This is a genomic window from Georgenia sp. Marseille-Q6866 (assembly GCF_965111665.1).
In genome coordinates, this window is sequence record NZ_CBCOOR010000011.1 from 1 (window position 1) to 18,702 (window position 18,702).

Annotated in this window: 24 protein-coding genes; 9 read left to right on the forward strand and 15 right to left on the reverse strand. The window is 74.2% G+C overall.

From position 1 onward, the window contains the following. Nucleotides 1-123: 123 nt before the first annotated feature. Nucleotides 124-1,368, reverse strand: a complete 1,245-nt coding sequence (locus tag ACWPXV_RS10520) for an MFS transporter (RefSeq protein ID WP_454085191.1) — start codon at nt 1,366-1,368, stop codon at nt 124-126. Between the two features lie 67 nt (nt 1,369-1,435). Here ACWPXV_RS10520 and ACWPXV_RS10525 point away from each other — a divergent pair, with 67 nt between their 5' ends. Both ACWPXV_RS10525 and ACWPXV_RS10530 read left to right on the forward strand, forming a co-directional pair. Beyond that, nucleotides 1,436-2,278 (forward strand): SMP-30/gluconolactonase/LRE family protein, encoded by an 843-nt coding sequence (locus ACWPXV_RS10525; protein ID WP_454085192.1) that lies wholly within the window; start codon nt 1,436-1,438, stop codon nt 2,276-2,278. Nucleotides 2,279-2,281: 3 nt separating this feature from the next. Then, on the forward strand, nt 2,282-2,620 hold the full coding sequence (locus ACWPXV_RS10530; protein ID WP_454085193.1) for a YnfA family protein: 339 nt from the start codon (nt 2,282-2,284) through the stop codon (nt 2,618-2,620). Nucleotides 2,621-2,719: 99 nt separating this feature from the next. Here the strand turns inward: ACWPXV_RS10530 and ACWPXV_RS10535 are convergent, their stop codons facing one another. Next, nucleotides 2,720-3,757, reverse strand: coding sequence for a sigma-70 family RNA polymerase sigma factor (locus tag ACWPXV_RS10535; protein WP_454085194.1), 1,038 nt, complete (start codon nt 3,755-3,757; stop codon nt 2,720-2,722). Between the two features lie 74 nt (nt 3,758-3,831). Further along, nucleotides 3,832-4,293, reverse strand: a complete 462-nt coding sequence (locus ACWPXV_RS10540; protein ID WP_454085304.1) for a VOC family protein — start codon at nt 4,291-4,293, stop codon at nt 3,832-3,834. 149 nt (nt 4,294-4,442) lie between these two features. Here ACWPXV_RS10540 and ACWPXV_RS10545 point away from each other — a divergent pair, with 149 nt between their 5' ends. Beyond that, complete coding sequence (locus ACWPXV_RS10545; protein WP_454085195.1) at nt 4,443-4,865, forward strand: VOC family protein; 423 nt, start codon at nt 4,443-4,445, stop codon at nt 4,863-4,865. Here ACWPXV_RS10545 and ACWPXV_RS10550 read toward each other — a convergent pair. From ACWPXV_RS10550 to ACWPXV_RS10560, 3 genes are read right to left on the reverse strand one after another with little or no spacing between them, the layout of a single operon-like run. After that, nucleotides 4,841-6,061 (reverse strand): amidohydrolase, encoded by a 1,221-nt coding sequence (locus tag ACWPXV_RS10550; RefSeq protein ID WP_454085196.1) that lies wholly within the window; start codon nt 6,059-6,061, stop codon nt 4,841-4,843. The two genes, ACWPXV_RS10545 and ACWPXV_RS10550, sit on opposite strands and share 25 nt — an antisense overlap. A 46-nt stretch (nt 6,062-6,107) precedes the next feature. Beyond that, nucleotides 6,108-7,739 (reverse strand): thiamine pyrophosphate-binding protein, encoded by a 1,632-nt coding sequence (locus tag ACWPXV_RS10555; protein WP_454085197.1) that lies wholly within the window; start codon nt 7,737-7,739, stop codon nt 6,108-6,110. Between the two features lie 2 nt (nt 7,740-7,741). Further along, nucleotides 7,742-8,512, reverse strand: a complete 771-nt coding sequence (locus ACWPXV_RS10560) for a cyclase family protein (RefSeq protein ID WP_454085198.1) — start codon at nt 8,510-8,512, stop codon at nt 7,742-7,744. 105 nt (nt 8,513-8,617) lie between these two features. Between ACWPXV_RS10560 and ACWPXV_RS10565 the strand changes: the two genes are divergently transcribed. Together ACWPXV_RS10565 and panB are read left to right on the forward strand one after the other, a co-directional pair. After that, nucleotides 8,618-9,013 (forward strand): DUF2237 family protein, encoded by a 396-nt coding sequence (locus tag ACWPXV_RS10565; RefSeq protein WP_454085199.1) that lies wholly within the window; start codon nt 8,618-8,620, stop codon nt 9,011-9,013. A gap of 85 nt (nt 9,014-9,098) precedes the next feature. After that, nucleotides 9,099-9,962 (forward strand): 3-methyl-2-oxobutanoate hydroxymethyltransferase, encoded by an 864-nt coding sequence (gene panB, locus ACWPXV_RS10570; protein WP_454085200.1) that lies wholly within the window; start codon nt 9,099-9,101, stop codon nt 9,960-9,962. Nucleotides 9,963-10,173: 211 nt separating this feature from the next. Here panB and ACWPXV_RS10575 read toward each other — a convergent pair whose 3' ends face one another. Continuing rightward, nucleotides 10,174-10,422 carry an SPOR domain-containing protein gene (locus ACWPXV_RS10575; RefSeq protein WP_454085201.1) on the reverse strand — a complete coding sequence of 83 codons (249 nt, stop codon included), beginning with the start codon at nt 10,420-10,422 and terminating at the stop codon, nt 10,174-10,176. A gap of 38 nt (nt 10,423-10,460) precedes the next feature. Between ACWPXV_RS10575 and map the strand changes: the two genes are divergently transcribed. Continuing rightward, nucleotides 10,461-11,333 (forward strand): type I methionyl aminopeptidase, encoded by an 873-nt coding sequence (map, locus tag ACWPXV_RS10580; protein WP_454085202.1) that lies wholly within the window; start codon nt 10,461-10,463, stop codon nt 11,331-11,333. A gap of 101 nt (nt 11,334-11,434) precedes the next feature. On the opposite strand, the gene ACWPXV_RS10585 is transcribed toward map, so the two are convergent. Continuing rightward, nucleotides 11,435-12,286: an AraC family transcriptional regulator gene (locus ACWPXV_RS10585; protein ID WP_454085203.1), complete on the reverse strand. Its 852-nt coding sequence runs from the start codon at nt 12,284-12,286 to the stop codon at nt 11,435-11,437. Nucleotides 12,287-12,313: 27 nt separating this feature from the next. On the opposite strand from ACWPXV_RS10585, the gene ACWPXV_RS10590 reads away from it, so the two are divergent. Genes ACWPXV_RS10590 through ACWPXV_RS10600 form a run of 3 tightly spaced genes read left to right on the forward strand, consistent with a single transcriptional unit; the run spans nt 12,314 to nt 14,376 of the window. Beyond that, nucleotides 12,314-12,793, forward strand: coding sequence for a VOC family protein (locus ACWPXV_RS10590; RefSeq protein WP_454085204.1), 480 nt, complete (start codon nt 12,314-12,316; stop codon nt 12,791-12,793). A gap of 55 nt (nt 12,794-12,848) precedes the next feature. Beyond that, the gene (gene ppgK, locus ACWPXV_RS10595; protein WP_454085205.1) at nt 12,849-13,613 is read left to right on the forward strand and encodes a polyphosphate--glucose phosphotransferase; all 765 of its coding nucleotides are present in this window, start codon (nt 12,849-12,851) and stop codon (nt 13,611-13,613) included. 1 nt (nt 13,614) lies between these two features. Then, entirely contained in the window at nt 13,615-14,376 is a 762-nt protein-coding gene (locus ACWPXV_RS10600) for an MBL fold metallo-hydrolase (RefSeq protein ID WP_454085206.1), read from the forward strand. A gap of 15 nt (nt 14,377-14,391) precedes the next feature. Here the strand turns inward: ACWPXV_RS10600 and ACWPXV_RS10605 are convergent, their stop codons facing one another. The 7 genes from ACWPXV_RS10605 to ACWPXV_RS10635 all read right to left on the reverse strand — a co-directional run bounded on the left by ACWPXV_RS10605 (nt 14,392) and on the right by ACWPXV_RS10635 (nt 18,687). Then, complete coding sequence (locus ACWPXV_RS10605; protein WP_454085207.1) at nt 14,392-14,703, reverse strand: hypothetical protein; 312 nt, start codon at nt 14,701-14,703, stop codon at nt 14,392-14,394. Continuing rightward, nucleotides 14,696-15,271 carry a hypothetical protein gene (locus ACWPXV_RS10610; RefSeq protein WP_454085208.1) on the reverse strand — a complete coding sequence of 192 codons (576 nt, stop codon included), beginning with the start codon at nt 15,269-15,271 and terminating at the stop codon, nt 14,696-14,698. The genes ACWPXV_RS10605 and ACWPXV_RS10610 overlap by 8 nt, the downstream gene beginning before the upstream one ends. After that, entirely contained in the window at nt 15,271-15,879 is a 609-nt protein-coding gene (locus ACWPXV_RS10615) for a hypothetical protein (RefSeq protein WP_454085209.1), read from the reverse strand. Before ACWPXV_RS10615 ends, ACWPXV_RS10610 begins: the two co-directional genes overlap by 1 nt. Beyond that, entirely contained in the window at nt 15,876-16,520 is a 645-nt protein-coding gene (locus ACWPXV_RS10620) for a hypothetical protein (protein WP_454085210.1), read from the reverse strand. Before ACWPXV_RS10620 ends, ACWPXV_RS10615 begins: the two co-directional genes overlap by 4 nt. Then, a complete protein-coding gene (locus ACWPXV_RS10625) occupies nt 16,517-17,965 on the reverse strand; it encodes a putative T7SS-secreted protein (RefSeq protein WP_454085211.1) in 1,449 nt (482 codons plus the stop codon). Before ACWPXV_RS10625 ends, ACWPXV_RS10620 begins: the two co-directional genes overlap by 4 nt. Next, nucleotides 17,893-18,210, reverse strand: a complete 318-nt coding sequence (locus ACWPXV_RS10630) for a hypothetical protein (protein ID WP_454085212.1) — start codon at nt 18,208-18,210, stop codon at nt 17,893-17,895. Before ACWPXV_RS10630 ends, ACWPXV_RS10625 begins: the two co-directional genes overlap by 73 nt. Before the next feature lie 108 nt (nt 18,211-18,318). Then, nucleotides 18,319-18,687, reverse strand: a complete 369-nt coding sequence (locus ACWPXV_RS10635; RefSeq protein WP_251302741.1) for an RNA-binding S4 domain-containing protein — start codon at nt 18,685-18,687, stop codon at nt 18,319-18,321. Nucleotides 18,688-18,702 lie beyond the last annotated feature (15 nt).

Genomic DNA, 18,702 nt, shown 5'->3' on the forward strand with positions numbered 1-18,702 from the left:
TACGGTGGGACACGAGGACCTCCGGGTGTTGGGCGTGACTCTCGACAAGCCACACCTCACCCGGAGGTCCTCCCTACGTCAACGACCGACCGGCAGTGTCACCAACCTCCTGGCTGAGTACAGCTAGGCGCCGCCGTCGGGGATGTCGCGGCTGATGCGGAAGCGGCGGAGCTCGCGGTTGGTCGCGGCGACGACGACGATGCCGACGAGGCAGGCGAGCCCCCCGGACGTCGCGGCGAACGCCGCGCTCGTCGCCCCGGCAACGACGCCCGCGCGGAAGTTACCGATCTCCGGCCCGGCCACGCCGATGACGTGCTCGACCGAGGTCACCCGGCCGCGGTGGCTGTCCGGCGTCGCGAGCTGCACCGCGGCGCCGCGGGAGATGACCGAGACCGTGTCGGCGGCCCCCGCGACGGCGAGCGCCGCGAGCGCCGACCACAGCGGCCCCACCATCCCGAAGACCGCCAGCGCCGCGCCCCAGGTCCCGGCCGCCCACAGCTGGACGGCACCGGGCCGGTCGGAGCGGGTGACGGTGCCCGAGGCGAAGCCGGCGAGCACGCCACCGACCGCGACCGCGCTGAGGAAGAGGCCGAGCGTCTCGGGGTTCCCGCCGAAGCGCTCCTCGTTGATGACGGGGAACAGGGCGATCGGCATGGCGAGCAGGGTGGCGACGAGGTCGGTGACGTACAGGCCGCTCACCACCCGGCTGCGGGCGATGTACCGCATCCCCTCGACGACGGCGCGCGGCCCGCGTCCGCTCGGGGCCCCGGTGGGCGGCATCGCGGGCAGCCGCACGACGGCGTAGAGCGCGGCGAGCGAGGCGACCGCCTGGACGAGGTAGGCCGGGGTCAGCCCCCACTGCCCGAGGACCACACCGGCGAGCGCCGGCCCCACGAGCATCGCGGCCTGGAAGCTCAGGTGCTGGAGAGCGATCCCGGCGGCGACGAGCTCGCGGCCGAGCAGCCGGACCGGGAAGGTGCGCTGGGCCGGGGCACCGAGCGCCCCGAAGCCCGCCTGGGTGGCGACGAGGAGGAGCAGGAGGCCGAGGGAGTCCACGCGCAGCAGCGCCTGGGCGGCGAGGCCGAGGGCGGCGACGAGCTGGGCGAGCATCGTCCACCGCACGAGCACGCGGCGGTCCACGGAGTCGGCGAGGGCCCCACCCACGAGCCCGAGCAGGACGAGCGGCACGGCCCGCGCGAGCCCCACCGCGCCGGTCCACACCGGGCTGTGCGTCATCTCCCAGACCTGGAAGAGCACGGCGACCGACGCGATCTGCCCGCCCACCGCGGACAGCGAGGTCCCCACCCACAGCCGCCGGTACGCCGCACTCACGCGCAGGGGGCTGACGTCGAGCAGGCGGTGCTTCACCGCGCCACGGTAGCCCCTGCCGTGGGCACGTCCTGACAACGTCGGCGGTGTCGGCAAGACTGGCGGCATGCGAAACGTGGAGCGGATCACCGACGTCGTCACCTTCCACGGCGAGGGGCCGGTGTGGTCCCTCGAGTGGGGTGGCCTGCGCTTCGTCGACATGCTGGCCGGCGGGGTCCTCACCCTGCGTGACGACGGCGAGGTCGACCGGATCACCGTCGGCAAGGTCGCCGCCATGGTTCGCCCGCGCGCGAACGGGGGCTACGTCGTCGCAACGGAGAAGGGCATCGCGCTGGCCGACGACCTCACCGCCGCCCCCACCCGCGAGATCCGGCTCACCGACCGCGAGAACGAGCGGATGAACGAGGGCGGCGCCGCCCCCGACGGCAGCCTCTACGTCGGCTCGATGGCTTGGGACGGCTCGGACGACGGCGGGCGCCTCTACCGCGTCATGCCCGACGGCGGCACGGAGGTCGTCCTCGACCCCGTCTCGGTCTCCAACGGCCTCGGCTTCTCCCCCGACCACACCCTCGCCTACTACGCCGACAGCGGCCCGGGCCGCATCGACGTGTTCGACGTCGACGGCGGGGCGCTGAGCGGGCGCCGTCCGCTCGTCTCCTTCGAGGACGACGACGGCGTGGGTGACGGTCTCGTCGTCGACTCCCAGGGCACGTTCTGGGTGGCGATGAACGGCGTCGGCCAGGTCCGCCGCTACTCCCCCGACGGCGAGCTGCTCGAGGTGGTCGAGGTCCCCGTCCCCGGCGTCACCGCCTGCACCCTCGGCGGGCCGAGCCTCACCGACCTGTTCATCACGACCTCACGCGAGGGCGACGACACCCCGGGCGCCGGCTCGCTCTACGCCGCCGCGGTGGACGTGCCGGGGCTGCCGGTCCTGCCCTTCACGGGCTGAGCCGTGGACGTGCTGCGCTCGGTCGCACTCTTCGGCGGCGCCGCGCTCTTCGAGATCGGCGGGGCCTGGCTGATCTGGCAGGGCGTGCGCGAGCACCGCGGGTGGGTGTGGATCGGCGCGGGCGTCGTGGCGCTGGGGATCTACGGCTTCTTCGCCGCGCTGCAGCCGGACGCGAACTTCGGGCGGATCCTCGCCGCGTACGGCGGGGTGTTCGTCGCGGGCTCGCTCGTGTGGGGCATGGTCGTCGACGGCTTCCGCCCCGACCGCTGGGACGTCACCGGCGCGCTCCTGTGCCTCGCCGGCGTCGCCGTCATCATGTACGCCCCGCGCAGCACCGGCTGAGCCCGCCACCTCTTCCACCTTGCGCCTCTTGAGGCCACTGTGCGCCCGGTAGACGAGGCGCACAGTGGACCAGAAGGCGCATGGTCGGAGAGAGCCCGGCTACCGCGGCGGGAGCTCCGGCGGGAGGGCGAAGTGGGCGAAGAGCTCGGGGCCGAAGAAGGCCGTCACCCGGGCCACGCCGTCGGGGGTGGGCACGACGTGCTGGAGCTGGAAGGCACGGTGCACGCCGTCGTCCCCGCGCATGTAGAGGGCGAGGACGGGCTCGCCGTTCGCGGAGGTCGGCAGCATCCGCATGTCGCCGGCGCGCTGGGCGGGGCACCACCGGCTGATGAGCGTGCCGACCGCCCCCGCGCCGCGGTACCACTCGGGGTAGGGCGGCATCTCCCACACGACGTCGGCGGCGAGGAGGTCGACGATCGCGGCGACGTCGTACGCCTCGAAGGCCGCGACGTAGGCGCGCAGCAGGGCCCGGCGGCGCTCGTCGTCGGGCAGCCGCGGCGGCTCCTCCGGGTCGACGTCCGCGAGGCGGGCGCGCGCCCGCTGGAGGGTGGAGTTGACCCCGGCCACGGTGAGGTCGAGCGCCTCGGCGACCTCCCGCGCCCGCCACGCGAGCACGTCCCGCAGGAGGAGCACGGCGCGCTGCTGGGCGGTGAGGTGCTGGAGCGCGGCGACGAAGGCGAGCCGGACGCTGTCGTGGCTCACCGCCTGCGCCGCGGGGTCGGGCTGGCCCTGGGACCACAGGAGGTCGTCGGGCATCGGCTCGAGCCACGAGACGCCGGCCTCGGGGTGCGGCTGATCGTGCGGGTCGGCGGCCGGCGCGCCCAGGCCGGTGGGCAGCGGGCGGCGCTTGCGGCCCTCGAGGTGGGTGAGGCAGGCGTTCGTCGCGATGCGGAACACCCAGGTGCGCAGCGAGGAGCGGTTCTCGAAGCCGTGGTAGGCCCGCCAGGCGCGCAGGTAGGTCTCCTGCACGAGGTCCTCGGCGTCGTGCACCGAGCCGGTCATCCGGTAGCAGTGGGCGAGGATCTCGCGGCGCAGCGGCTCGAGCAGCTCCGCGACGTCCCCCGCCGTGACGGCCGGGCGCTGCGGCGGCGGGTCGGCGAGCGCCGTCGTCGGCTGCTCGGTCTGTGAGGCGGCCATCCCCCGACGGTAGAGCCCGCCGTCGGGGGCTGTCACCCCTCCGGGCCTTGTCCGACGGGTGCCGACGACGGTGCTCATGCGGCCGCCCGCTCGATCTCCGCGAGGTCGATCTTGACCATCTGCATCATCGCGGCGGCCACCCGGCCGGCGCGTGCCGGGTCGGGGTCGTTCATGAGCTCGAGCAGCCGGGTGGGCACGATCTGCCACGACAGCCCGTAGCGGTCGGCGAGCCAGCCGCACATGGACTCCCGGCCTCCGCCCTCGAGCAGGCGTGACCAGTAGTGGTCGACCTCCGCCTGGTCCGCGCAGCCGACCATGATCGAGACCGCCTCGGTGAAGGGGCGTCCCGGGCCGCCGTTGAGGGCGACGAAGTCGCGTCCGTCGAGCCGGAAGGTCACCGACAGGGGCTTCCCGGCCTGCTCCGGGTTGTTCTCACCCCAGCGCACGACCTCGAGGACCTCCGAGCGGGGGAAGACGGACACGTACAGCTCCGCGGCCTCCAGTGCCTCGGTGTCGAACCACAGGCAGGTACTCATCTCGGGCACGGGGTGCTCCTCTCTCCTCCCCGCTACCGACCGGCGACGACGGCGGAACTCATCGCCCGCGCCCGAGACGAGTTCCGGGGACGGGCCGGGTCGGTCATGGGTGAGGCGGCACGGTGCCGCCCGCCGAGGAGGACACCGCCATGGACCGCATGATCTTCGTCAACCTGCCCGTCCGAGACCTCGCGGCGACGCGCCGCTTCTACACGGGGCTGGGCTTCGGGGTCGAGGAGACGTACTCCGACGAGCACTGCCTGTGCGTGGTCGTCTCCCCCACGATCTTCGTCATGGCACTGGACCACAGCCGTTTCGCCGACTTCGTCACCACGCCCATCGCCGACCCGCGGGCGACCACCCAGCTCATCAGCTGCCTGTCGATGGAGACCCGCAAGGAGGCCGACGACTTCGTCGCGGCAGCCCTCGCCCACGGCGGCGCTCGGCACACCTACCCGGTGCAGCCGGCCGAGATGAGCGGCCCGGAGGGCGAGGAGATGTACGGCGCGGCCGTCACCGACCCCGACGGCCACATCTGGGAGGTGCTCTACATGGCGCCGGCGGCGGCCTGAGCGAGCTCGCCCTTCCGTGCGCGCAGCGCGGCGACGTCCTCCTCCGACGCCGCCACGGAGGCGACGGTCAGGGCCATCGCCGTCCCGGCGTCCAGCATGGTGTCGTAGGCGGCGTCCTCGTCGGCGGCGCGGGCGAAGTCTGCGGTGTGGATGGGCGCCTCGGTGTTGGGCAGGCTCACCCACGGGTGGATCGAGGGGATGACGCGGGAGATGTTGCCCATGTCGGTGGACCCGCCGCGCGGTCCGCTGTTCGGGGTGGCGTCGTAGCCGATCGTCTCGAGTGCTCCGGCCCAGTGGCGGCACAGGACGTCGTCGTGGATCAGGGGCTCGTAGACCGGCTCGGTGGGCGCGATCTGGAGGGTCGCGCCGGTGGCGAGCGCCCCGGCCTCGAAGCAGCGGCGCACCCGCTCGAGCAGGCTCTCGTACTCGGGCATGGTGAAGGCGCGGCACTCGAAGTCGACGATGGCGGTCTCGGGGATGATGTTCGTCGCGTCCCCGCCGTGCGCAACGACGGCGGCGACCCTGTGGTCGCCGGGGATCTGCTGGCGCAGCAGCCCGACCGCCACCTGCGCGACGACGGCGGCGTCGGCCGCGTTGATCCCCCGGTGCGGCGCGGCGGCCGCGTGCGAGCCGCGGCCGCTGAAGGTCGCGCGGTAGCGACCGACGGCCTGCGTCGTCGTGCCCTGGGGGTTGAAGCCGTGGCCGGCGGGGAGGGCGTGGACCATGAGGGCGAGGTCGACGTCGTCGAGGACGCCGCGCTCGAGGAGGAGCACCTTGCCGCCGCCGTGCTCCTCGGCCGGGGTGCCGACGACGACGACGCGCAGCCCCAGCTCGGCCGCCACCGGCTGGAGCGCGAGCGCGGCGGCCACGCCGGCGCCCGCGATGAGGTTGTGGCCGCAGGCATGGCCCACGTTCGGCAGGGCGTCGTACTCGACACAGATCGCGACGGTCAGCGGCCCCTCCCCCACGGTGGCGGTGAAGGCGGTGGGCATCTCGGCCACCCCGTGCCTGACGGCGAAGCCCTCGCGGGCGAGCAGCTCGGTGATGGCCGCCGCGGCGCGGTGCTCGGTGAAGGCCTGCTCGGGCCACTCGTGGATCGCGCGGGCCAGGGAGACCGCGGCCTCCGCGTGGCGGGTGACGGCCTGCGCGATCGCGGCGCGCGTGCCGCCGGACGTCGTGAGCTCTGCGCGATCCATCGGTCCTCCTGCTGACGTGGGTGCGGCAATCGTCCCACGGCCGGCGTCAGTGCCCGAAGGCCTCCGCCAGCCACCACGCGGGCTCGTCGGCGACGACCTTCGCGTCGATGAGCAGCGGCTTGTCCCGCGGCCCGTCGAGCCAGGCGCGGACCGGCGCGAGGTCCTGGACCCCGCGCACCGTCACCGCCTCGAAGCCGTAGCCGGCGCCGACGGCGGCGATGTCGGTGGGCGGGAAGGTGACCGTCGCGTGGTCCTCGCCGGTGAAGTGGTGGACCTCGGCGCCGTAGGCGTCGTCGTTGTAGACGACGACGACCATCGGCAGCCCCAGGCGGCGCACCGTGTCCAGCTCCGCGGCGCCCATGAGCGCCCCACCGTCCCCGAGGGCCGCGACGGGTAGCCGGTCGGGGCGGGCCAGGGCGGCGCCGATCGCCGTCGCCAGACCGAGCCCGATGGACTGGAAGGCCTGGGTGAAGCAGAAGCCCTCCTCGTCGGGGACCTCGAGGTACATCGCCGGGTAGCCCATGAAGTTGCCGGAGTCGACGGCGACGACGCGCTCGCGCGGCAGGAGGTCGTCCAGCGCGGAGGTGAGGGTGCGCGGGTCGATCCGCTCGCCGTCGGAGGTGTCGGTGTACGGCACGTCGCGCCACCGCAGCCCGGTGTCGAGACGCTCGCGCAGCTCCTCGCTGCGGTAGCCCTCGGTGCGGTGGCTGCCGAGGAGGCGCTCGACCCCGCGGGCGGTGGCCGCGACGTCCCCGACGACGCCGAAGCTCAGCTCGCGGTGCATGCCCAGCGCCTCGGGGGTGTCGTCGACCTGGACGACGGTCGTGCCCTCCCCGATGAGGCGCCCGTGGCGCATCGTCCACATGTTCAGCGCGCAGCCCCAGCCGACGACGAGGTCCGCGCCGGCAATGAGCTCGGCGGCGAGCGGCGAGGAGAAGCCGCCCGAGACGTCGAGGGACCACGGCTGGTCGTGGAAGAGCCCCTTGGCGACGGCGGAGGTCGCCAGCAGCGCCCCGCACGTGTCTGCGAGCGCGACGAGCGCGTCGCGGGCCGGGCCGGAGCGGGCGCCGCGCCCGGCGACGAACACCGGCCGGCGCGCGGCCCGCACCGCGGAGGTGAGGCGCTCGAGGTCGCCCTGTGCGACGGCGCGGGCGGGCGGCGGGACGCTCGGCCCGGGCAGCGGGGTCTCCTCGACCTCCGCGTCTAGGACGACGAGCGGCAGGTTGAGCACGACGGTGCGGCGCTCGTGGCAGGCCATGGCGACGGCGGCGGCCGTCTCCTCCGCGGCCGTGGCGGGGTCGGTGATGCGCAGCGGCACCGCGCCGACGGCGTAGGCGAGGGCCTCCTGGTCGACGTGGAAGTTCGAGGTGAGCGTCACGGCCTCGGGGGCGAGGACGACGAGCGGGGTGCGGGACTTGGCCGCCTCGGCGATGCCGGTGAGCGCGTTCGTCAGCCCGCAGCCCTGGTGGACGGTGAGCGCCGCGGGCGCGCCGGCCGTGCGCGCGTAGCCGTCCGCCATCGTCGCCGCCCCGCCCTCGTGCCGCGCGGCGACGAACCGGGCACCGGCGTCGATCATCGCGCCCGTCACGTGGAAGTTGCCCGAGCCGACGACGCCGAAGACGTGGTCGACCCCGCAGGCCACCAGCGTCCGGCCCACGACCTCCGCTACGCGGACCACGGCTAGTGCTCGACGAGCGCGAGGACGCGCGTGGGAGACCCGGACCCGCCCTCGATCTTGAGCGGGGACGCGACGACCATCGCGCCGGTCACCGGCAGCCGGTCGAGGTTGCGCAGCTGGGACAGGCCGTACTTCCCGTTGCCGAGGAGGAAGTGGTGGCACGGGAAGAGCGGGTCGAAGCCGCCCGCCGCGCCGGCGTCCGTCCCGACGGTCTCCACCCCGATGCCCTGCAGCGGGCTCTCCTCCGCGACCCACCGCGCCGCCTCGACGGACAGGCCGGGGCTGTGGGGGCCGTCGTCGGCGCGGTTGATCATGGCCTCCTGGCTCGTGCGCGCCGACCAGCCGGTGCGGCACAGCAGCCAGCCACCCTCGGGCAGCGGGCCGTGCTCGGCGACGAGGGCGTCGATGTGCTCGCGCTCGATGAGGAAGTCGGGGTCCTTGGCGACCTCGTCCACGACGTCGAGGACGACGGCGGGGGCCACGAGCGCCCCGACCGGCACCGAGGCGATGTCGGCGAGGTCGCGGCCGCTGGCCCAGTGGTTGGGCGCATCGAAGTGGGTGCCGGTGTGCTCACCGGTGCGGAAGTTGTTCCAGTACCAGGCCGGTCCGCGGTCGTCGTAGCGCGAGATCTCCTCGAGCTCGAACCGCGCCGTCTGCCCGAACTGCTCGGGCAGCTCGAGGATCGGCGTCTGGGAGGTCAGGGGCGCGGTGAGGTCGACGACCTCCACCGTGCCGGTCCGCAGGGCGGCAAGCAGGTCGGTGAGGACGGGCATGGAAGGTCTCCTTCGACGGTCGGGCCGGGTCCACGGTGATCCTGGCACAGCGCCGACCGGCAGGCGCCCGATGTCCGCGGACCAGCGTCCTGCCATCATCGAGGTATGAAGGAGCGCAACGTCCTGGGCGGACCGCTCGAGGAGTGCGGGACGGACCCGGTGACCGGGTACTACCGGACGGGCAGCTGCGTGCCGAGCGCCGGCCACCCCGGCGGTCACAGCGTGTGCGTCGTCGTCACCGCCGAGTTCCTCGACCACCAGCGGCAGCTCGGCAACGACCTCGTCACCGCGCGCCCGGAGCTCGCCTTCCCCGGCCTCGAGCCCGGCATGCGCTGGTGCGTCATGGCCGCCCGCTGGCTGCAGTCCTACCGGGCCGGGACGGCGGCACCCGTCGTGCTCGCCGCGACGCACGAGCGGGCCCTGGAGGTGGTCGACCGTCTCGCCCTGCTCGAGCACGCCGTCGACGTCCCCGACGACCCTGGTCCCCTCACCGGGGGCTGACCGCGGCGGGCCCTGCGTGGGGCCGCGCGAGTGCGGGGCGCGTAGGGTCGGGGCACCGGTACACCCACCTGGAGAACGAACGACGATGAGCGAGCAGACCCCAGCCTCCACCCCCGCCGCGAGCGGCGCGCCGGGCGGCGTGCCCGTGCCCAAGCGGCTGCGCGTCCACCACCTCGCGCAGATGAAGGAGCGCGGCGAGCCGATCACCATGCTCACCGCCTACGACGCCGTCACCGGGCGGATCTTCGACGAGGCGGGCATCGACATGCTCCTCGTGGGCGACTCGATCGGGAACACCATGCTCGGCCTCCACGGGACCATCCCCGTGACGCTGGACGAGATGATCCCCGCCGCGCGCGCCGTCACGGGGGCCGCGCACCGCGCGATGGTCGTCGCCGACCTGCCCTTCGGCTCCTACGAGGCCTCGCCCCAGCACGCCTTCGCCTCCGCGGTGCGGATGCTCAAGGAGGGCGGGGTGCACGCCGTCAAGCTCGAGGGCGGGGAGCGGATCGCCGAGCACGTGCGCCTGCTCTCCCAGTCCGGGATCCCCGTCGTCGGCCACCTCGGCTTCACGCCGCAGTCGGAGAACAGCCTCGGCGGCGCCCGGGTCCAGGGCCGCGGGGACGAGGCCGCCGAGCGGCTCGTCCAGGACGCCGTCGCGCTCCAGGAGGCCGGCGCCGTCGCCGTCGTCCTCGAGATGGTGCCCGCCCCGGTGGCCGAGCGCGCCACCGAGGTGCTCCACATCCCAACGATCGGGATCGGCGCGGGACCGGGCTGCGACGGCCAGGTGCTCGTGTGGACCGACATGGCCGGAATGACGGCGTGGGCGCCGCGCTTCGCCCGCAAGTTCGGGGACGTCGGGGCGGCGCTGTACACCGCGACCCGCACCTACGCCGGGGCCGTGCGCGAGCGCACCTTCCCCGGCCCGGAGCACACCTTCGCCGAGTAGGGACCGGCCGGCGCCGTGCCGGCGCCCCGGCGACCGGCGTGCGGACCTACCGGCGCCCGGCGTACGACGCCCGGCGTGCCGGCGCACCCGGCGCACCGGCGCACCGGCGCCCGGACCTGAGCTCCCCGGTTCTCCTCGACCAGCCCCGCCGCAAGGGGGGAGCTCGGAGGAGAACCGGGGAGCTCAGCGGGCGGGGCCGAGCGGGCGGCTCCTAGTCGTCGTCCTTCCAGGCCTTGTCGGCCTCGTCCCAGGCCTCGTTGCGGTTCGCGGCCTTCTCGTAGGCCTCGGCCGCCGCCTCCCGCGAGGGGTAGGGGCCCATCCGGTTGAGCGAGCCGGACACCTTGCCCTCCTCGATCTCCCCGGTGCGGGTGTTGAGGTAGAACTCGCCCAGGTCGTGGGGCTTGGTGACCTTCTCGATCCGGTCCTCGCGGTCCTCCGCGGGCTCGTGCACGCTAGCCATGGCGCCTCCTTCGTCGGGCCGTACGTAGACTCGGGTCCATGCTTGCCGATCGCGCCCCGCTGGGCACCCTGACACCCGGAACGATCTCCCCGCGGCGGCCGGTCCCCACCTCCGTCGACTACCCCGAGTACGTCGACCGGCCCGAGCCGCAGCCCTTCACGGGCAGCGAGGTCAACGACGCCGAGACGGTCGAGCGCATCCGCCGCACCGCCCGCCTCGCCGCCCAGGCACTGGCGCACGTCGGTGCCGCCGTCCGCCCCGGCATCACCACCGACGAGCTCGACCTCATCGGTCACGAGTTCGCCCTCGAGCACGGCGCCTACCCCTCCTCGCTCGGCTACCGCGGCTTCCCCAAGGGCCTGTGCACCTCGGTCAACGAGGTCGTGTGCCACGGCATCCCGGACAGCACCGTGCTCAGGGACGGAGACATCGTCAACGTCGACATCACCCTCTTCCGCGAGGGCGTCCACGGCGACAACAGCGCGACCTTCCTCGTCGGCGACGTCGACGAGGAGTCCCGCCTGCTCGTCGAGCGCACCCGCAAGGCGATGGAGCGCGGCATCCGGGCCGTCAAGCCCGGCCGCGAGATCAACGTCATCGGCCGCGTCATCGAGGCCTACGCCAAGCGCTTCGACTACGGCGTGGTCCGGGAGTTCACGGGCCACGGCGTGGGCCGCGCCTTCCACTCCGGGCTCATCGTCCCGCACTACGACGCCGCGCCCGAGCACAACGAGGTCATGGAGCCGGGGATGGTCTTCACCATCGAGCCGATGCTCACCCTCGGCTCCCCCGAGTGGGACCTGTGGGACGACGGCTGGACCGCCGTCACCACCGACCGCGGCCGCACCGCCCAGTTCGAGCACATGGTCCTGGTGACCGACGACGGCGCCGAGATCCTCACCCTCCCCTAGCCACCTCCTCCGCGAGTACGCACCTTCGGTCACCGGGCGGCTCTCAGACAGCGGCCGCCGTGACCGTCGGTGCGTACTCGGCGGGTGGGCGGTGGGTGGCGTCAGCCGCTGCGGTAGCGCGAGGGCGGGACGCCGACGACGGCGGTGAAGGCGCGCGTGAGGTGCGCGTGGTCGGCGAAGCCCAGGGAGGCGGCGAGCGCCGCGAGGTCCTGCCCCTCCCCCGCGTCGAGCGCGGCGACGGCGTCCTGCAGCCGGTGGCGGCGCAGCACCCACAGCGGGGAGGCGCCGACGTACCGGGCGAAGAGCCGCTGCAGCGTGCGGACCGACACGTGCAGCTCCGCGGCCACCGGCGCGAGCGTCACGTGCTCCCGGCGCCGCATGAGCGCCACCGCCTCGCGCACCGTGCGGTAGCCCTCGTCGGCACGCACCGCGTCGAGCCGTGGCGCGAGCACCCCGGACAGGTGGCCGACGACGACGTCGCGGCGGGCGCCGTCGTCGTCCTCGCCGAGCACGTCGCGGGTGAGGGGGCCGACGACGTCGCCGAGCACCTCCCCGGCGGGCACGACCGCGTCGGTGAGGTCGCCGACGCCGCGCCCGAGCAGCGCGGCGAGCCCGCCGGGGTGGAAGGCGATCCCGGCCACGCGGCCGGCGACGGGCAGGTCGACGGTGAACACCCGGGTGACGAGGCCGTGGACGAGCGCGGCGGGGACGGGCAGGCCGTGGAGTACGCCGCCCTCGGCGGCCTCGACCGTGAGGTGGGTGACGGGGTGGGACAGCACCTGCTGCCGGAAGGGCACCCGCGCCGCGCGGCGCCACGTCACCCACCAGTAGTACGCGGCGACCTCGTCGAGCGGCGCGGGCAGCGGCAGGCGTCCGGTGTCGAACACGTCAGTGCCCGCCGCCGGCCACAGCACGGCGCCGTCGCCACCCTGGCGCGGATCTTCAAGCCCCACGCGCAGCACTCTAGGGAGGCTGGGGGCATGAGCACACACCTCCCGGAGGGCTACACCTCCCTCAGCCCGCTCGTCGTCGTCTCCCCGGCGAACGAGGCCATCGACTTCTACTGCGCCGTCCTCGGCGCGCGGGTCGTCACCCGCATGGACGGGCCGGACGGCTCGGTGTGGCACTGCGAGCTCGACCTCGGCCACGGCCGGATGACGGTCATGGACCCCAACCCGCAGTTCCACGCCGTCGCAGGCGACCCGGGCAGCGACGACGCACGCTTCTCCCTCGCCGTCTACGTCCCCGACGTCGACGCCGCCCTGGCCCTGGCCCGCGAGCACGGGGCGCGGGTGCGGGAGGAGGCCGCCGACTTCGCGGTCACCGGGGACCGCTACGCCTCGGTCCAGGACCCCTACGGCGTGCGGTGGACGCTCATGACGCGCGTGGAGCACCGGACCGACGAGGAGGTCCAGCAGGGGCTGGACGCGTGGCGGGCCTCGCTCGACCAGCCGGCGTGACGGCTCGGCGGTAGGCTCCGAACCGCCTCCCGCCGTCGACCCCCGGAGCAGCCCGATGTCCACGCCCAGCACACCCACCGCCTTCGGCATCGACATCGGCGGGTCCGGGATCAAGGGCGCGCCCGTCGACCTGGCCGCCGGGGAGCTCACCACCGACCGGGTGCGCATCCCCACGCCGGCGAAGTCCACGCCCACGGCCGTGGCCACGGTCGTCGAGGAGCTCGTCGCCGGCTTCGACCTCGCCCCCGAGGTGCCGATCGGGCTCACCTTCCCCGCGCCGATCAAGCACGGCGTCGTGCCCTTCATCGCGAACCTCGACAAGTCGTGGCAGGGCGTGGACGTGCCCACGCTGATGAGCGAGGCGATCGGCCGCCGCGTCGTCGCCGTCAACGACGCCGACGCTGCCGGGTACGCCGAGGCCGTCTACGGCGCCGCCAAGGGCGTGGACGGCGTCGTCTTCGTCGCCACCCTCGGCACCGGGATCGGCTCGGTCCTCATCGTCGACGGCACCCTCGTGCCCAACACCGAGCTCGGTCACCTGGAGATCGACGGGCACGACGCCGAGAGCCGGGCCGCCGACTCCGCGCGTGAGCGCGAGGACCTGTCGTGGGCGAAGTGGGCCAAGCGCCTGCAGCGCTACTTCGAGACGATCGAGATGCTCTTCTCCCCCGACCTCATCGTCGTCGGCGGCGGCGTGAGCAAGAAGTCCGACCAGTTCCTCCCGCTCCTCGAGCTCCAGGCGCCGATCGTGCCGGCCGCGCTGCGCAACCAGGCGGGCATCGTCGGCGCCGCCGCGCTCGCCGCCGCGAACCACCGCTGACGTGCTCGAGCAGGTCTCCGCGCGCGTCTGGGTCAGCACCTCCCCCACCTGGCTCACCACCTCGAGCGTCGTCGTGGCCGACGACGGCGCGTGCCTCCTCGTCGATCCCGCCATCACCCCCGCGGACCTCGTCTCCCTCCAGGACGAGCTCACCGGGCGCGGCTGGCACGTGGCCGCCGCGTTCTCGACCCACCCCCACTGGGACCACGTGCTGTGGTCCGAGGCGCTGCCCGACGACGTCCCGCGCTGGGCCACGCCCGCGGCCGCGACGGCGTGCCTGGACGAGGAGCTCGCCGCCCAGGCGGCCCGCGACCTGCCCGGCCACCGGTGGGACGTCGTCGGCGGGACGACGCCGCTGCCGCCGGACACGACCGAGCTGCCCTGGACGGGCCTGCGCGCCGTCGTCGTCGCGACGCCCGGTCACGCGCCTGGGCACGCGAGCCTCCACCTGCCCGGCGAAGGCGTGCTCGTGGCAGGGGACATGCTCTCCGACGTCGAGGTGCCGCTCCTCGACGACGACGACGGCGCGGTCGACGCCTACCGCAGGTCCCTCCAGCGGCTCACGGATGTCGTGGCCGGCTGCGACGTCGTCGTGCCGGGGCACGGGCGGGTGGCCGACGCCGCGGAGGCCGGCCGGCGCATCGACGTCGACCACCGCTACCTCGACGACCTCACGGCCGGCGTCGACCCGCTCGACCCCCGCCTGGGCGACCCGCGGGTGCGCGCCGAGCACGACGCGCAGGCGGCCCGGCTGGGCGCCTAGGGGCGGGGCGCGGCGCTAGCCGGTCGCGACGGCCAGCACGAGGGCGAGGGCCAGCAGGGCGGTGTGGACACCGCTGAGCAGCATGCCCAGGGTCACCAGCCACGAGGAGAGGCGATCCGCGCGCCGCGCGTAGACGCCCGCCACCAGCCCGAGGGGACCGAGGCCGAAGATGCCGAGGAACAGCGCCGCCATGGTCCAGACGCCACCGCCGGCGCCGACCATGTCCTTCTCCTCGTCGGTGAGGTACTTCGCGTCCCCCGCGCGGACGGCCGCGGCCGCCACGTCGTAGGGAAGCTTGCCCGCCTTCTCGTCCGGACGCTCAGACATCGGCCGCCTCCGTCACCGTCACGAGCTCCCCGCTCTCGTCCTCGACCCAGATGTCGTGAGCCAGCTCGTCCAGGCTGTCGATCATCGCGACGGCCTCGCCGGGGTGGAGGGTGGCCATCGTGAGCAGGACGCTCACCCACTCGACGTCCCACCGGTAGACGACGGTGACGAGGAGGTCCGCGGTGCTCTCGTGCGCCAGTCCGGCGACGATGCTGCGGGTGCCCCGGCCGAGATTCTCGGCCTCGACGGTGTCCTCGGCCGTGTCGAGCGGCGACCCCGGCACGGCCGCGCCGAGCTCGGCCGTCGGAACCGCGCGCAGCCGCACCTTCTGCATCGGCGCGCCGTCGGGGGGCAGGTAGAGGTACACGGTGCCGTCCGCGGTCCGCTGCTCGCTCAGGGCGAGGTCGAGGAGCAGCCGCTCGAGCAGCTCGGCGGAGTCGGCGCCGCGCTCGACGGCCACGGTGCGGGCCCACTCCTCGGGCGTGGCGGCGTCGTCGTCGGGGTAGCGCGAGGGCACCCGCACCCACAGCTCGGGGTCGGGGTCGGCGCCCAGGACGAGCGTGCGCATCAGCCCACCCACCGGAAGGTCGAGACGAGGGCGTCGACGAGCTCGGTGACGGCGTCCGCCACGGCGGCGCCACCCTCCGCCGTCGACTCCAGGACGGTGCCGGAGACGACGGCGTAGCGGCTGCGGTCGTCTGGGTCGGCGAGGAAGTGGACGATCTGCCGGGCCGCGGCGTGCGTCTCGGCGAAGATCTCGCCGAGCGGGGCGGACTCCTGGCGGTCCTCGGTCCGCACGGCCGGCTTGCCGCCGACGTCGACGACCTGCGCGCCCCGGCGCTTGGCGGCGACGGCGAGGAGGAGGTCCATGGGGTCCGCGTCGGCCCCCACCGGCGGCAGGCTGACGACGACGGAAGCGGGCACGCTGATGCCGTGGACCGGCTCGGTGGGCAGGTAGAGCTCGACGCCGGACTGCGCCTGCGCCGCCTGCACCTGCTCGCTGAGCAGCTGCTGGAGACGGCGGCGCACGTCGACGGCGCGCCGGTCGTCCAGGCCGGCGACGGCACGGTCGACGACGGCGCGGACGGCGGCGCGGGAGCCGCTCCCGAGCGGGATGCGTGACCAGCCGGGCGGGAGCACGAGGGTGAAGCGGCCCTGCTGTGCGGTGGTGCTCATCGTCCGTCCCGTCCCACGCGCCTGGCGTCCTTGGTTGCGGCACGGCGCTCGGCGGCGCGTGCGCGTCCCTCCACGCGGCGGCGCTCCCGCTCGCGCTCGCCCTGGCGGCTGAAGACTGCGCGGTGCAGCGCGGCGAGAGCGGTGAGCAGTGCGGTGGCCGCCCACAGGAGCACGGCCGGCAGGGAGGCGCCGTACACGTCGTCCCAGATCGGCGCGGTGCTCACGGGCGCGACGTTCGCCGAGACGTGGTGGGTGAGCACGCCGAGCAGCACCGAGCCCCAGAACGCGAGGATCGGCGGCACGTAGTCGTCGCCGCTGGGGACGGACGACGCGCCGGACACCGCCTGGCGCCAGGCCCCCACGGCCGAGTGGACCCCGAGCACCGCACCCCACACGGCCAGGGCGCAGATCGCGACGATGCCGCCCCACACGACGAGGTAGAGGTAGAACGAGACGAAGCGGGTGGTCATGTCCCCCGCCGTGAGGTCGGCGAAGGTCTCCGCGAGCCCCCCGCGCGGCAGCCACGAGCGGCCGGCGTGCACGGGAAGGGACACCCAGGCGAAGACCGCGACGACGAGCACGCCCACCACCTGGAACTGGCGGGTGGGCGTGGCGAGGAGCTGGCGCAGAGCGCTGGTCACCGGCGGCTCGTCACGTCGTCCTGCAGCGGCTGGTCGGAGATCAGCGAGTCGAGCTGCCCGCCCACCCAGTCCGCGCCGGGGCGCGGGAAGCCGGAGAGGTCGGCCCCGATGATCGTGTGGACCGTCCCGGCGTTGGCGAGGGTGCCGTTGACGTTGGCCATGTGGGACATGCTGGCCGCCGCCTGCCCGCCACCCATGCCGGGGGCGCGCATCGCGTTGTAGTAGGACATCTGGTAGGCGTCGCCACCTCCCGCGCGCAGGACGTTCCAGCCGTTCTGGGAGATGTTGTGCCGCGCGGCCTCCACCAGCGAGGAGGGTCGGAGCACGGTCGAGTCAGGCCGGTAGGTCATCTGCGAGTACTCCGCCGCCTGCGCCTGGCGTCCCCGCTCGATGCGCTGGCGTCGTTGGCGGTTGCGCGCCTGCCCACCGGGACGGTGGCGCCCGTGGGGCATCGTCCGGCCGCGCGGGACGGCCGGTCCCGCCAGCACGTTGGACCGGCTGCTGCTCACCTGGGCGGCGCGGGCTGCGGCGCGGCCGCGCATGGCGACACCCACGAGCTTGCCGGCCCCGAGGGTGGCGAGGCCGACGACGTCCCACGCGAAGTCCTGCCAGCCCTTGTTGCCGTTCTCCGCGAGGGCGAAGTTGATGGCGGCCGCTCCCAGGCCGATGCCGAGGCCGACGAGGATGTTGACGCCCGGGATGAACATGGCGACCACCGCGAGCACAGCCCCCGCGATGGCGAGCCCCTTGGCGATCCCGTCGAGGAGCTCGGCGTTCTTGTTGAGGAACTGGCGCCAGCCGTTGTCGTCCAGGCCGTTGGCCTCGAGCGCCTCGTCGATGAGCGACATCGCGCTCTCGGCGGCGGCGTCGCGGTTCCCGATCGCCGTGTTGAGCTTGATGACGGCGTCGTCCAGCGCCTCCTGCGCCCCGGCGCGGGCCGTGTAGGCGTCGCTCAGCGTCTCGTTGGCGCGGTCCATGTCCTCCGGCAGGGTGTGCGCCAGGCCCTGCTCGGCGGTGTACACGTCGGCGTCGGCGGTCGTGAGCGCCGTGCGGGCCGCGGTTGCCTCCTCCAGTGCCTGGCGGGCGAGGCTCTGCGCCGAGCGCAGGGGCTCGACGTACCCGGACAGCGCGTCGGCCGCACCGGAGTAGCGGTCGTGGACGAGCTCGATCTGCCCGGCCACCTCGAGTGCGCGCTCGCGGAAGGCGTCGACGGCGAGGCTCACCTGGCCCTCGGAGGAGGCGATGCTGCGCAGGTTCTCCGCGGCCTCCGAGATCGTCGTCGCGACGGCGGCCATCGCGTCCGCACCGTCCTGGACGCTGTCGGGAGAGCCGGGAACCGGGTCCTCGTGCCAGCCGAGCGGGCTCCAGTCGGTCACGGTGCCATCACCGGACCGGTCGTGGTCTCCGGGTCGACGGAGACCGCGCGGGCGAGCTGGGCGTCCCACTCGTCGAAGGCGATGCCCACGCCCTCGGAGACGTCACCGAGCGTGCCGATGGTCTCGAGCATGTCCTGGCGCCGGCTCTGCCAGTTGTCGGCGAAGTTGCGCACGCGCTTGGCCAGGCCGCCGTGGCCGACGTGGTCGGCGAGTGCGTGGGCGTCGTCCTTCGCGTAGGTGAAGGTCTCGACGACGTTGCGAAGCTGCGCACCGGCCTCCTTGAGAAGCTCGGTGTCCACCTGTACGTCGGGCATGTCCTGCCAATCCTCGAGTCGGGACGGCTTGCGCCGTCGGGACGTGCTGCGACATTTCTACCTCACCCGGGCGCGTCGGGACGGTTCTCCCCATGGGGAGAACTCCCCCTAGTAGCCGCGCAGCCGGGTGAGGTCGCGCCGCTCGCGCTTGGTGGGCCGCCCGGCGCCGCGCTCCCGGACCGGGACGGCGGCCTGCTCGACCTTCGGCGGGGGCGGCGGGGTCTCGTCGATCATCGCCTGGGCGGCGAGCGGCGCACCGACGCGCTTGCGCAGCGGCCGCTGGACGACGACGGTGCGCTCCTGCGGCCCGCCGGTCACGACCACCCGGCTGCCGGTCCCGACGAGCGTGGCGGGCTTGGCACGGTCACCGTCGACGCGCACGTGGCCACCGCGGCAGGCGGCCTGGGCCTGGCTGCGGGTCTTGAAGATCCGCACCGCCCACAGCCAGCTGTCCACGCGCACGGAGTCCTCGGCCATGGACCGATGCTACGC

Bases quoted from the DNA above. Each gene is read 5' to 3' on its own strand.
- ACWPXV_RS10610 (WP_454085208.1), bottom strand. From the start codon at position 15,271: ATGCGCACGCTCGTCCTGGGCGCCGACCCCGACCCCGAGCTGTGGGTG.
- ACWPXV_RS10565 (WP_454085199.1), top strand. From the start codon at position 8,618: ATGAAGGAGCGCAACGTCCTGGGCGGACCGCTCGAGGAGTGCGGGACG.
- ACWPXV_RS10545 (WP_454085195.1), top strand. From the start codon at position 4,443: ATGGACCGCATGATCTTCGTCAACCTGCCCGTCCGAGACCTCGCGGCG.
- map (WP_454085202.1), top strand. From the start codon at position 10,461: ATGCTTGCCGATCGCGCCCCGCTGGGCACCCTGACACCCGGAACGATC.
- ppgK (WP_454085205.1), top strand. From the start codon at position 12,849: ATGTCCACGCCCAGCACACCCACCGCCTTCGGCATCGACATCGGCGGG.
- ACWPXV_RS10540 (WP_454085304.1), bottom strand. From the start codon at position 4,293: ATGAGTACCTGCCTGTGGTTCGACACCGAGGCACTGGAGGCCGCGGAG.
- ACWPXV_RS10635 (WP_251302741.1), bottom strand. From the start codon at position 18,687: ATGGCCGAGGACTCCGTGCGCGTGGACAGCTGGCTGTGGGCGGTGCGG.
- ACWPXV_RS10615 (WP_454085209.1), bottom strand. From the start codon at position 15,879: ATGAGCACCACCGCACAGCAGGGCCGCTTCACCCTCGTGCTCCCGCCC.
- ACWPXV_RS10575 (WP_454085201.1), bottom strand. From the start codon at position 10,422: ATGGCTAGCGTGCACGAGCCCGCGGAGGACCGCGAGGACCGGATCGAG.
- ACWPXV_RS10590 (WP_454085204.1), top strand. From the start codon at position 12,314: ATGAGCACACACCTCCCGGAGGGCTACACCTCCCTCAGCCCGCTCGTC.
- ACWPXV_RS10630 (WP_454085212.1), bottom strand. From the start codon at position 18,210: ATGCCCGACGTACAGGTGGACACCGAGCTTCTCAAGGAGGCCGGTGCG.
- ACWPXV_RS10605 (WP_454085207.1), bottom strand. From the start codon at position 14,703: ATGTCTGAGCGTCCGGACGAGAAGGCGGGCAAGCTTCCCTACGACGTG.
- ACWPXV_RS10550 (WP_454085196.1), bottom strand. From the start codon at position 6,061: ATGGATCGCGCAGAGCTCACGACGTCCGGCGGCACGCGCGCCGCGATC.
- ACWPXV_RS10535 (WP_454085194.1), bottom strand. From the start codon at position 3,757: ATGGCCGCCTCACAGACCGAGCAGCCGACGACGGCGCTCGCCGACCCG.
- ACWPXV_RS10560 (WP_454085198.1), bottom strand. From the start codon at position 8,512: ATGCCCGTCCTCACCGACCTGCTTGCCGCCCTGCGGACCGGCACGGTG.
- ACWPXV_RS10525 (WP_454085192.1), top strand. From the start codon at position 1,436: ATGCGAAACGTGGAGCGGATCACCGACGTCGTCACCTTCCACGGCGAG.
- panB (WP_454085200.1), top strand. From the start codon at position 9,099: ATGAGCGAGCAGACCCCAGCCTCCACCCCCGCCGCGAGCGGCGCGCCG.